Raw genomic sequence first — 12077 nt, forward strand, 5'->3', positions numbered from 1 at the left:
TTTCATTGCCTTTTTTTAATTTCTTCTAAATAAACTAAGCTTGCGTTTTGACCAGTCTTGTTGCAACATCAATCTGCCATAACTCTTGCCAATATAATAGACGGCTAGAATAATTGCTACCATTAACAGCAGCAATGAACCTATAATTTCTATCACATTGACATTGCCGCCAAATACCCGCAAAGGCATAAAGTAAGATGAAAATAATGGTACATAGGACAAAATTTTAACCAAGACTGCATGAGGTTGCGTTGCGTATGTCAGTGCCAGAATAAAGGCAACAACACAAATCATTGTTGGCCATTGTGCCGCCTGAGACGCATTTGCACTAGACTTAGAAATGGCGCCGAAATACGCTGCCAGAATAACATAAGCAGTCACGCCCAAAATAATATACAACATTGCCGACCCTAATAAATTATGCAAAATTTGTCTAATCAAGCTCTGATTAGTAGTTAACCAATTGCGTGCAGACTTTATATGCTGTGCAAAAGGCCATGCAATAAAGCCAAAGGCAATATAAGATACCATTTGGGTAATAATCATTAGTAAAATAGCAATTACTTTGCCACAAAAGTATTTTTCAGGTGTAGTGCTCGAAAAGATAATTTCGATAATCTTATGTCCCTTATCGGCAACAACTTCCTGGGCCATAATTGAGGAATAAATTAAGATCACGAAATACACTACAAAAGTAACTACCATAAACGTAATCATTTTAATCGTCGTGTCATTAGCCTTGCCCGTAACCTGTTTGATTTTAAGCTGAGGCCGCGTTTGCAGTTCTTTGATTTGCTTAACAGTTAAACGAGCCTGCTGAACATTTACTGCAGTCTGCAACGCATTAATACTTGGAGCTAAATCCTCCTTATCAGGCGCATTATCAGAGTCGCCTTGATAAAATTCCGCTTGCAACCTGCCCTGTTTTTCATTAAGTACAAGATAGCCCTGCAGATCGTCTTTTTTAGTTAGCTTTTCTGCTTGTTTACTTGAAGTAACTGCACTTTTAACCTTCAATTTCTTATTTTGGCTAATGAACGCCTGTTTCAACGCCGGCTGCGAACTAACTACCGCAATTTTAGCGGTGCTGGAATCGCCGTTACTTGCCGTAAAGTAGCCTATTCCCATCCCAATAGCCAGAATTAAAAACGGCCCAAAAATTAAGGACAGAAAACTCCATGACTTAACTTGTCTTGAGTAGGTTTCGCTAATAATCGTCCATAATTTACTCATCATTCTTACCTGCCTTCATCCGGAAAATCTCGTCCAAGCTAAGTGCTTCTTGACTGAACTGCTCAATATATTGTCCTTGTGTTAGCTGAATAAAAATTTGCTTACCGGCTTCTGGCGTTGTCAGTTTAAGTAAATAATGTTGCGGCGACAACTTTCTCACACTTTTCACACCAGTAAGCTCAGCTAATTGCTGCTCAGTCCAATCTGTCGTCACAAACAAATTAATTTTACCGAACTGATTGCGCACCTCATTAACGTTGCCACGCAGCACTATCTCCCCTAGGTTGAGCATCACAAGCTGGTCACAGACTTCTTCGACATTAGCCATATTATGACTAGAAAAAATAATCGCGGCGCCATTTTCTTTTGCCGATAAGATTGCTTGCTTGAGCAATCCCGCATTTACCGGATCAAGACCGCTGAAAGGTTCATCAAGAATAATTAGTTTAGGCTGATGAATCAAGGTACAAATTAGCTGCACTTTCTGCTGATTACCCTTAGATAGCAGCTTAATCTTGGTCTTACGATCACCTTTAACTTCAAAGCGCTTGAGCCAATCATCAATTAAGCTCGAGCTAGCATTAAAGTCCTTCAATTTTGCCAGATACTTAATTTGCCGCTCAATTGTCAAATTAGGTAGCAGACTTCTTTCTTCTGGCAAGTAACCGATTTGATCAAAAGCTGATTCAGTAATCATCTGGTCCTGCCAAGTGATATTGCCTTCATAAGAAAATAAATTTAAGATACTGTGAAATAGTGTTGACTTTCCCGCACCGTTTTGCCCGATTAAGCCCAGAATTTGCCCTGGCTCAACAGTAAAAGAAACATCTTTCAGCGCGGCCAGTTCACCGAAATTTTTACTAACATGGTCAATTTTTAACATATTATCTCCTTTCATGACTTATATCAAAATTATATAAAAGTTAATATGTAAATACTAGGCTATTTTTGCTAATATCTTAATATTTATGATGGCGATATAACCAAGCTCCTACTAAAAATCCGGTGCCTAATCCTACCGACATGACAACGCCTCTAACTTGGCCAATAATTAGGCTCAACCCGATTGTTAGCCCAATTACCAATATGACTTCCACGTATTTTCCTTTATTGCTTGTCAAAAATTTCTGCCAGCCATATTCCAAGCCTAAAGATTGTGATTGATCAAAGCTATTTACGTCCATCAAGGCTGAGCACAGCGTCAGGTCGCTAATCCAGAATAAAATCATTGCTATAGTTGAAACATCATCTTTTGCAAGTACTGCACTTAAGCCAACAACTAACATTCCGATAACAGCAATCACCAGTTTTTTCTTAATTTGTTTCAGATTATTAACAACTTCACGCTTTTCCAGATTTTCGCGCATCCCAGAATCCTCTTTCAGCAGTTCATCAAGTGTAATCTGGTAATAATCGCTTAGCTTAATCAAGCTACCAATGTCGGGATAGGATTTTTCATTCTCCCAATTTGAAAGTGTCTGTCTAGTGATGGCAAATTCTTGTGCTACTTGTTCCTGCGTTAAATTTTTAGCGAGCCGCGCTTGCCTTAGATGTTCACCGAACCTCATTATTTGCTCCTCCATTACACCATTAATTTTGCTTAATTTTTGATGAAAGTTCAAGCAAAGATTCTTTGCATGCTGATTTATCAAGGTTTTTGCCAATTAAAAAAGGTCCTATTATTTAATAGAACCTGAATATAAAATCTATTTTGCAATCGTTAAGATAGTAATTAAAATTATACATTAATTTTCATTATAATAGTTAATCCACTCACTACTATTTCCTGCAACTTCAATAAAAATTAAGCCAACAGAGGAGCGCTCTCCTTTAAAATTATACCTTAATCCAACAGAAGCAAAAGAATAATTGTCTTTATATCCTTTTATAATTTTTTGGCCTTCAGTACTTTCTACTAGTCCATCAAACATTTGTTGTGCAACGTGTTCTGGTTGACGATCCTTAATATTAAATGAAATAGGAACAGTAACCTCATTTGCATTGTAATACGTAGGTTCAACAAAACCTCTTGTTCTAGACATTCCGTGTTTATTGAGCTCTGGTAAATAACCAGCTAAATTATCAGTATCTTCAGAGTCAACAGCATATTGGCAATCATATAAACCGTTAGGAGAAGATACTGCATTATTTACAAAATTATCCAACTCTTTATTTACTTTGTAAGCTTTATACCCAGCCTGTTCCCGATAATCTTGAATTTTTTGCCATAGATAACTCTTAATTTGACCCAATTCAGTATTATTAAAGTAAACTGCATAACCTAACTTATCGTTGCTATTTGATAACAAATAATTAATCTGATCTTGCGTTGGTTTATCTCCACCAATTCCATTTTCGAAATCGTTAGTAAAACTAGTGTTATTACTATTTGTCACACCATTGGTATTACCGTTATCAATTTCATTTTTGAAATTATTATTACTATCTATCACACTATTGGTATTGCCATTATCAATATCACTAACTAAAATATAGTGATTACCATCAATCAAATAATACTTCTTATCATTAATCATCTTAGTGCCATAGGTCATTTCCTTTAGCCCCTTTTTCAAAGTAATACCTGTTGACTTGCCTTTGCTGTCATAAACAGACGTTGGTTTATTGACAGTTACATAAAAGTTCTTTGTAGTTGATGCTGTAACACTAGAGCTAGTATTAAATGAAGAACTAGTATTAACTGGCGTTGGATTGCTTACTGTTATTATCTTGGCTTTTTTAGCTGTTGTCGCCTTGATATAGCGTCCTTTGCTAAGGCGGTAATACTTTCTACCATGAATGGTTACTTTGGCGTAGGCGGTGTAATAATGGCCCTTTTTCAAGACCTTCTTATCCTTGCGCTTACCACGCTTAGTGTAGACTTTAGCGTTCTTCTTGAGTTGAATTTTGAAAGTCTTAGCCTTTTTGGCAGCCTGCACCATTTGCGGCTGAATGTTACCATCATTAACAACTGCAACTGTACCAACACTTAATAAAGCTGCTGATGCTAAACTAATTAATACTCGCTTTTTCACAGATAATACCTCTAATCACTTTTTGTAAACATCGTTACGTTTAGCAACTTTTATAACCAAAACAATAAATTCCTGATCATGAATTTCAGCTAATATTCGATATTTACCTACTCTATATCTCCAATATGTCTGTAGATTACCTTCTAAAGCTTTACCCTGAAGCCTTGGATCACTTGTACCCTGAATATGTTCTTCAAGCCATTTTGCAATTCTCTTCTGTACAGACTTATCTAATTTTCTAAACTTATTAAAACCACGTTTAGAAAAAGTCCACGAAAACTTATTTGTCTTCATCGCCAAAAACTTCTTTCATCACTTCTTCTCGTGATACCGTTTCTGTCATGTTCTGGGCTTCCTTAACGCACTCGGCATAATCTTCTTGATCTTCTATTTTTTCAATAATAGCATCTCTCATATATGCCGTAACATTCAATCCTGAAAAATCTGCCGCCTCTTTAATTTTATTGTACACATTTTCTGGAAAACGTATTGATGTAACTGTCATTAGCAATTCCCTCCTTGTTTATATTATAACTCATATTAGACTTCAAATGAAGTCTAATTAATAAAATAAACAGTATAAATTACTTAGTCTTAACTTTAGAAGGAATTTGAAAACTTACAACAAACGCTTTAGATTAAGTTCAAAACTATTTCGTAATCTTAAAAATCTTATTCAGCTTTTCTTTAAAGCCATCATTTTTCTTGTACAAGTAGGTAATTATTCCACCAGCACCGACCAAAAGAACAGCTACAATCCAACCGGCATACTTAAACTCTCAAATCAAAAAAGCATTGCAATATATGCAATGCTTTTTATATTACTTATTTTCAATTTTTAATTTACATTATAAAAGCTTTCCCATTTTGAACTGCTACCAGAAACCTCGATAAAGACCACTCCTACACTAGTTTTCGGAGAAGTACCATGCCAATTATAATGTAATCCTATAGCAGCAAAAGCTAATTGATCATTATCACCCAAAATCATACTATTATAGTCTTTACTTTCTTTAAAACTATTAAAGATTTGTGTTGCAACATGTTCAGGATCTCTGTCTTTAAAATTAAATGAACTTGGTTGACTACTTCCAACTTCACCATGTCCATAATAATTTGGAATATCAAATGAATCAGAAATATCCATACCATTTTTAGACAGACTAGGCAAATACATTGCCAACTGATCAGCAGTTACAGCATTTAAATTGCTTTCATATTTCCATAGATTAGTTTCTGTAGAAGTAACATTGCCTACAAAATCTTCTAACTCCGTATTAGTTTTATAAGCCGGAAGTCCTTTTTCAATTCTATAATTTTGAATATCTTGCCACAAATATTTCTTAATTTTAGTTAATTCATTATCGCTAAAATAAACTGTATATCCTAGCTTATCATTATTAGCCAAAAGATAATCAATTTCTGCTTGCGTAGGTTTATCTCCACTTTCAGGACCATCAGTAGAATTAGGCTTATTATTAGAAATAGTACCAGTATTAACGTTACTAATATCCCTAACTAAAATATAATGATTGCCACCAATCAAATAATACTTCTTGCCATTAATCTACTTGTGCCATAGACTACTTCCTTTAATCCTTTTTTCAAAGTAATACTTGTTGGATTACCTTTACTGTCGTACACAGTTGTCGGCTTAGTTACTGTTACAAAAAAATTCTTTGATGTTGAAGTATTAGTGCTAGAAGAAGAACCAGTGTTAATCGAAGTTGGATTACTTACCTCAACTATATTTGCCTTTTTAGCATTTACAGCCTTGATATAACGCCCTTTACTAAGGTGATAATACTTCTTACCGCGAATAGTTTTTTTACCATAGGCAGTAGACCCTTATTTAAAAGCTTCTTACCCTTACGTTTACCATGCTTAGTAAAAACTTTAGCGTTCTTTTTAAGCTTAATCTTAAATGTTTTAGCTTTTTTGGCAGCCTATACAGTTTGTGGTGCTAAATTCTTCATTAGTAATTCCAACCGCACCAACACTTAGTAATGCTGCAGATAAACCAATTATTATTCTCTTCTTCATAATTTTTTCTCCCCACTTTCTCTAACATCATCTGTTAACAATGTTTCAGTAGATCCTTTTACCATTTTGATGAGCCTTTAACCTTACGCTTTTTAAAAAATTAAATATTTGCATACATCGGAATAATTTCTCTCAAAATATTATAACTCGATTAACCAAAAATTTATTCCAAAAAAATAACACGATTCTGATAAATATCAAAATCGTGTGTTAATAATATATAGAACATTTATTCTGCGTTTTGCCATTCTCGCCGAGAAATCAAATACATCAATAATGGCAAAATCACAAAGCCAAAGACAACTGCTAAAATTGCGTACCAGTTAATGCCAACTACTTGACCATTTACGATTATGCCAAATTGCACGCGCCAGTTATACTCGACTAACATAAATAGCACAATGATGACGGACAATACCGATGCCACCACATCGGTCAGCAAATTCTTATTTGCCGGCAAAATTTCACCTTTATTATGACCACGATAAAATTGAATGACCGCAACTGGCACGACCGCAAATTCCAAGAATCTGACGATAGACCCCAAAGTGACTAAATTAGTCAAATCATACTGGAAGGCCATCGGAATCAAAGTCGTGATTGCTGCTGAGATAAAAAACGTTCTAATTGGAAAATTACGCTTAGTTCTCTTGGTCAAATGCGTTGATAGTTGGTGCTCACGTGCCATTGCCTCCAAAAATCGCGGTGCACTAAAGCTATAAGCAAAATTTATTCCTAGCATTGAGATTAGTGCCCCAGCCAACACAATGTTGTTCAACAATGGACTGGCAAAAATTGTTGCCAGTGCTACCACTTGATTCGTCTTCATTAAAGCATTTGGATTTAGCAGCATAGCCACTGCTAAAACGCCAATGTAGATGAAAGCAATTAAAATTACGGCTAACGGAATTGCCCGTGGCAAATTTTTCTCGGGTTCTTCCATATCTTCAGCACCCGATGCCACGGCTTCAAAACCCGAAAAAGCATATAGTGCCGAAACGACTGCCATCATAAAGGTGCTAATAGTTACCGTCGGAACGATAACTTTGCCACCCTCACGAATGCGATCAACTGCGCTCAAATCATAATTACCACCAGTAGTCATTAAGATAATCGCTCCAGCAACAATTAAAACTACTAATGATAAAGTCTTACAAACTGTTGATAAATTCATAACGTACTTAGTGATCTGCTGACCAAATAAATTGATGATTAAATTCAATAACATTAATAACAATAAGCCAGCAGTAATCGACATAAAACGATTGGGATTGCCACCTAAAATTGCAATAATTGCCTTAACAATGCCAACCGAACTTGTGCACCACACGGCATCATTGGCAAAATAACAGGTAATACCAATATAAAAGCCAAATTTATCACCAAATGCGGCTTTAGCATAAGCATAGGAGGAGCCGGATTTATTAACGTATTTAGATGCGGAGGCAAATGGCAATGCTAGTACAGCTGCAAAAACTGCAGCTAAAAGATAGACCAGCAGTGACTTACTCCCCACCTGTCTAACTATCGTACCAGGAGTTAAAAAGATTCCTGACCCGATAATTAAGTTAATTGTTAAAAAGACAATCGCAATAAATCCTAACTTATCGCTTATTTGTTTATGCTTGCTCATTATCCCGCCCCATTTCTTGAGTATATTGTTAATATTATATTAGATTAATAAAATAATTGCTAGTTAAATATAATATTTTATCATCTTAATTTTGAGTTATATCTATTGCTTTCGAATTACAAAACAAAAAGCTGACCTACTTTAACAGTAAGTCAGCTTTTCATTTATTAATAAATTAAAGACCATTTTCGCTCATTTGCTTTAAGGTCAAGTCAAGGTGTTCAACCACTCTTGCTTTACCCAAAAGTTCCATAGCTTCCCCTACTCCAGGGCCAACCATTGATCTAGTTGTAGCAATTCGAATTGGCATAAACAAGCGTCTGCCCTTAATTCCAGTTTCACGTCGAGTTGCTTGAACGGCATTCATAATTTGTGGCGCCGTAAAGCGTGAAATCAAATTAATCTGCTTCTTAAATTCTTCAATTACAGGACGAGCTTCATCCTTACGGATTTCATCAATTTCTTCATCGCTCAAATCCTTTGGTGCATCAAAGAAAATTTTAGCCAAGTCAACGATCTGCTTAGTATAAGACATTTGTACTGAATAAATGTTAACTAATTGACGAACCCATTCCATCTTTTCTGGTGTCGGGTCTTGCTCAACTAAGCCAGCTTCTTGCAAGTTGTTCAATGACAAGTCTAGCAAGGTATCACGATCAGCCTTCTTGATGTACTGGTTGTTAATCCATTCCAACTTCTTTTGGTCAAAGGTAGCTGGGGACTTGGACAACCGTTCTGGATCAAATTGCTTAATCAATTCAAGTTGATTAAAGATTTCGTTTTCACCACCCGGTGACCAGCCAAGCAAAGTAATGAAGTTAAACATCGCATCTGGTAAGTAACCAAGGTCACGATATTGCTCAATAAATTGCAAGACTGATTCATCACGCTTAGATAATTTCTTACCCGTATCAGCACTGATAATTAAAGTCATATGACCAAACTTTGGTGGTTCCCAGCCAAGAGCTTGGTAAACAGCTAACTGCTTAGGTGTGTTTGAGATATGGTCATCCCCACGCAAAACATGCGTAATCTCCATCAAGTGGTCATCAATAACAACTGCAAAGTTGTAAGTTGGCATGCCATCGCGCTTTTGAATAACAAAATCGCCACCGATAGTGTCAGATTCAAAACTTAAATGGCCCTTAACAATATCGTCCCAAGCATAAGTAACCATTTCTGGAATATGAATCCGGACAACTGGCGTTAAGCCCTTAGCTTCAGCCTTTTCTTGTGCCTGCTTGATTTCATCAGCAGTCATACCTTCATATTCATAAGTGTAGTGCGGAGCAATTCCCATTGCTCGCTGCTCTTCACGTTGCTCTTCAAGCTCTTCTTCAGTCTTGTATGAGTAATATGCCTTACCTTCATCAATTAATTGCTTGATGTACTTGTTATAGATGTCTTTACGTTCAGATTGACGATACGGGCCAAAGTCGCCGCCCTTGTCTGGACCTTCATCCCAGTCAATACCTAACCAGTGCAGATTCTCCATCTGTGACTGTGAACCACCCTTAACGTTACGCTTCTGGTCTGTATCTTCGATTCTTAACACTAAAGTTCCCTTAGTGTGCCGCGCAAACAAGTAATTGAACAGCGCGGTCCGTGCGTTACCGATGTGCAAGTGTCCCGTTGGACTTGGGGCATATCTTACACGAATCTTTTGTTTAGCCAAAATTCATGCCTCTTTCAAAAATAGTAAATTCAAACAATTTTAGTTTACCCGTAATCAGCAAAAAGTTCAATATTTCCTAGCCTAAAACCAACTTTAATGCTTGCGGAATGCTAGAAACAGGAATTACTTCAATTCCTAAGTCCTTCAAGCTAGTCTGCATATTGTGCCGCGGAATAAAAATCCGCTTGAAGCCGACTTTGGCTGCTTCCTTAATTCGAACTTCAATTTTATTAACCCGGCGGACTTCGCCAGTCAGACCAACTTCACCTACAAAACAGTCGGTTGGTAAAATTTCTTGATTCTTATAACTGGATGCAATTGCCATCACAACAGCTAGGTCAACTGCTGGCTCATTCAAACGAATACCACCCGTTGCAGTCAGATAAACATCCTGATTTTGCAGCATTAAGTTGCCACGCTTTTCCAAAACCGCCAATAACAATGCGGCACGATTATAATCAATTCCCGATGTTGTTCTTTTGGCATAACCAAAGGCTGTCGGGGTTACCAACGCTTGAATTTCTGCTAATAATGGCCTTGTGCCTTCAAGCGAAACAACAATCGCCGACCCCGTGGATTTAGGCAACCGCTCATCTAAGAAAATTGCCGATGGATTAGTGACTTCTTGAAGGCCTTCATTGACCATCTCAAACATGCCAATTTCATTAGCAGCACCAAAGCGATTTTTAACAGAATGCAAAATACGATAGGCATGATGCTCGTCGCCTTCAAAATACAGAACGGTATCAACCATATGTTCCAAAATTTTGGGCCCAGCAATTGCCCCTTCTTTGGTTACATGGCCAATCACAAAGACTGTAATTGCATCCATCTTGGCAATTTTCATTAATTCACTAGTAACCTCGCGCACCTGCGAAGCTGACCCCGTCATCGAATCAAGGCTTGGCTCATTCATCGTTTGAATTGAATCAATGACTACAAAGTCAGGCTGCACGTCCGCAATTTGCTGGCGAATATCTTCCATGTCAGTTTCGGGAAACAGCAACATATCACTAGTGCCTAATCCCAAGCGATTAGCACGCAACTTAATCTGGTTAGCCGATTCTTCACCGGAAACATACAGTACCTTATGATCTTTGGCCAGATCACTCATAATCTGCAGCATTAGCGTTGACTTACCAATTCCGGGATCGCCGCCAATTAGAACTAGTGATCCGGGAACAATGCCGCCGCCAAGCACCCGATTTAGTTCCTCGGATTTAGTCTGGATGCGTTCCTCTTTTTCTGCTTTAACACTATTAAGTCGTACCGGCTCATTAACCCCGGTTTTTTTAATCAACCTACTAGGGCTGGCCTTACTTGACCGTGCTACTACCTGTTCAGTTTCTTTTTCAAACTGGTTCCACGCCCCACAATTGGGACAGCGTCCTAAGTAACTAGCCGAGATATAGCCGCACGACCGGCATTTATACTTAGTTTTGATTTTTGCCATTTAGTTTCCTTCCTTATTAGTTGAGCCAAAGCCATTGGTCCGCTGCCGGCTAACCGGCAAGTCATTATCAGTTTTTAGATATTGGACAAAAATCCCCTGTCCAATCCGGTCACCCTTGTGAATCTGCAGCGGCCGAACGCCATAATTAATCACCTGCATAAAAATTTCGCCCTCGTTATTGGGATTATTGTAATAGTCAGAATCAATCACACCAATCCCATTTGGCAGGCTTAAGTTACGCTTGAAAGTATTGGACGACCGGTTGGCTAACAACAACACCTCATTGTCAGGCATATAGGCTTTAACGCCAGTCGGAATCAGCAGCGGCTGCAAGATTTGGTCTGCTAGTTGATAATCAGGTTCATATAAGTGATGCCCGTTTCTAATTAAGCGAAAAATCCGCACAAAATTCAACCGCCAAATGCTAGGAATAATCATGTCCTTAGCGGCTTCTAAGTCATAACCAGCACTGGCGATCGTTTGTCGCCGCGGCAAATTAATATTTTTATTTTCATAACTCGATACGATCTCAAACCCCCGTGTTTTATTCATTATTTACTCCCTTTAACCTTTGTAAAACTATTTTACAATAGATTGCGAGCTTTAATTAAAATCTTCTATAATAAATACGTAAAAAGTCAAATTTATTTTGTAAAGGATACACCAATGGATAAGATTAACAATCCACACCAATTTTGTGAAATTTATGATGAGAACGACGTTCTTCTTTGTCACTGGACAATGGATAAGATTGAGCGCCAAGATGCCACTGTCTGGGTTATGAACCACTTTTTTATCAATCCCGCAGTAGACAGTAAGCAAATTTTAGCAGAGCAAATGGCGTCAGTCTTAGAAATTGCTCAAGAGTCACAACTGCCTGTTTGGCCGCTCGACCCGCTAGTAATTGACTACTTTAATCAGCATCCCGAATTTAACAAAGTTTGGTATCACAAGCCAGCGCAAAAATAGCTGTGCCTGTTAAAATTTAACTAACCCAAAAAATCT

General features: G+C 37.5%; 12 protein-coding genes. 1 reads left to right on the forward strand and 11 read right to left on the reverse strand.

Features of this window, described 5'->3' with window-relative positions; translation table 11 throughout:
- Nucleotides 1–15: 15 nt before the first annotated feature.
- The 11 genes from OZX76_RS07485 to OZX76_RS07535 form a co-directional block, all read right to left on the reverse strand.
- On the reverse strand, nucleotides 16–1236 hold the full coding sequence (locus OZX76_RS07485) for an ABC transporter permease (protein ID WP_277179174.1): 1221 nt from the start codon (nucleotides 1234–1236) through the stop codon (nucleotides 16–18).
- Nucleotides 1226–2116 (reverse strand): ATP-binding cassette domain-containing protein, encoded by an 891-nt coding sequence (locus OZX76_RS07490; protein ID WP_277179176.1) that lies wholly within the window; start codon nucleotides 2114–2116, stop codon nucleotides 1226–1228. Before OZX76_RS07490 ends, OZX76_RS07485 begins: the two co-directional genes overlap by 11 nt.
- Before the next feature lie 76 nt (nucleotides 2117–2192).
- Complete coding sequence (locus OZX76_RS07495; RefSeq protein ID WP_277179178.1) at nucleotides 2193–2801, reverse strand: helix-turn-helix transcriptional regulator; 609 nt, start codon at nucleotides 2799–2801, stop codon at nucleotides 2193–2195.
- A gap of 177 nt (nucleotides 2802–2978) precedes the next feature.
- Nucleotides 2979–4268: an SLAP domain-containing protein gene (locus OZX76_RS07500; protein WP_277179180.1), complete on the reverse strand. Its 1290-nt coding sequence runs from the start codon at nucleotides 4266–4268 to the stop codon at nucleotides 2979–2981.
- 15 nt (nucleotides 4269–4283) lie between these two features.
- The gene (locus OZX76_RS07505; protein ID WP_277179182.1) at nucleotides 4284–4562 is read right to left on the reverse strand and encodes a type II toxin-antitoxin system RelE/ParE family toxin; all 279 of its coding nucleotides are present in this window, start codon (nucleotides 4560–4562) and stop codon (nucleotides 4284–4286) included.
- On the reverse strand, nucleotides 4549–4773 hold the full coding sequence (locus OZX76_RS07510) for a DUF6290 family protein (RefSeq protein WP_277179184.1): 225 nt from the start codon (nucleotides 4771–4773) through the stop codon (nucleotides 4549–4551). Before OZX76_RS07510 ends, OZX76_RS07505 begins: the two co-directional genes overlap by 14 nt.
- Before the next feature lie 333 nt (nucleotides 4774–5106).
- Nucleotides 5107–5814: a hypothetical protein gene (locus tag OZX76_RS07515; protein ID WP_277179185.1), complete on the reverse strand. Its 708-nt coding sequence runs from the start codon at nucleotides 5812–5814 to the stop codon at nucleotides 5107–5109.
- A gap of 726 nt (nucleotides 5815–6540) precedes the next feature.
- Nucleotides 6541–7944, reverse strand: a complete 1404-nt coding sequence (locus OZX76_RS07520) for an APC family permease (RefSeq protein ID WP_277179187.1) — start codon at nucleotides 7942–7944, stop codon at nucleotides 6541–6543.
- Nucleotides 7945–8119: 175 nt separating this feature from the next.
- Nucleotides 8120–9619 carry a glutamate--tRNA ligase gene (gltX, locus tag OZX76_RS07525; RefSeq protein WP_277179189.1) on the reverse strand — a complete coding sequence of 500 codons (1500 nt, stop codon included), beginning with the start codon at nucleotides 9617–9619 and terminating at the stop codon, nucleotides 8120–8122.
- Nucleotides 9620–9695: 76 nt separating this feature from the next.
- Nucleotides 9696–11072, reverse strand: coding sequence for a DNA repair protein RadA (gene radA, locus OZX76_RS07530; protein WP_277179191.1), 1377 nt, complete (start codon nucleotides 11070–11072; stop codon nucleotides 9696–9698).
- Nucleotides 11073–11624 (reverse strand): dUTP diphosphatase, encoded by a 552-nt coding sequence (locus OZX76_RS07535; protein ID WP_277142713.1) that lies wholly within the window; start codon nucleotides 11622–11624, stop codon nucleotides 11073–11075.
- Between the two features lie 114 nt (nucleotides 11625–11738).
- Between OZX76_RS07535 and OZX76_RS07540 the strand changes: the two genes are divergently transcribed.
- Entirely contained in the window at nucleotides 11739–12041 is a 303-nt protein-coding gene (locus OZX76_RS07540; protein WP_277179193.1) for a hypothetical protein, read from the forward strand.
- The last annotated feature ends 36 nt before the right edge of the window (nucleotides 12042–12077 follow it).

The sequence above is a fragment of the Lactobacillus sp. ESL0677 genome, assembly GCF_029392875.1.
Lineage (GTDB): Bacteria > Bacillota > Bacilli > Lactobacillales > Lactobacillaceae > Lactobacillus.

Excerpts from the sequence above, each read along its gene's own strand:
- OZX76_RS07520 (WP_277179187.1), bottom strand. The coding sequence starts at position 7,944 with ATGAGCAAGCATAAACAAATAAGCGATAAGTTAGGATTTATTGCGATT.
- OZX76_RS07510 (WP_277179184.1), bottom strand. The coding sequence starts at position 4,773 with ATGACAGTTACATCAATACGTTTTCCAGAAAATGTGTACAATAAAATT.
- OZX76_RS07505 (WP_277179182.1), bottom strand. The coding sequence starts at position 4,562 with ATGAAGACAAATAAGTTTTCGTGGACTTTTTCTAAACGTGGTTTTAAT.
- OZX76_RS07485 (WP_277179174.1), bottom strand. The coding sequence starts at position 1,236 with ATGATGAGTAAATTATGGACGATTATTAGCGAAACCTACTCAAGACAA.
- OZX76_RS07535 (WP_277142713.1), bottom strand. The coding sequence starts at position 11,624 with ATGAATAAAACACGGGGGTTTGAGATCGTATCGAGTTATGAAAATAAA.
- radA (WP_277179191.1), bottom strand. The coding sequence starts at position 11,072 with ATGGCAAAAATCAAAACTAAGTATAAATGCCGGTCGTGCGGCTATATC.
- OZX76_RS07540 (WP_277179193.1), top strand. The coding sequence starts at position 11,739 with ATGGATAAGATTAACAATCCACACCAATTTTGTGAAATTTATGATGAG.
- OZX76_RS07490 (WP_277179176.1), bottom strand. The coding sequence starts at position 2,116 with ATGTTAAAAATTGACCATGTTAGTAAAAATTTCGGTGAACTGGCCGCG.
- OZX76_RS07495 (WP_277179178.1), bottom strand. The coding sequence starts at position 2,801 with ATGAGGTTCGGTGAACATCTAAGGCAAGCGCGGCTCGCTAAAAATTTA.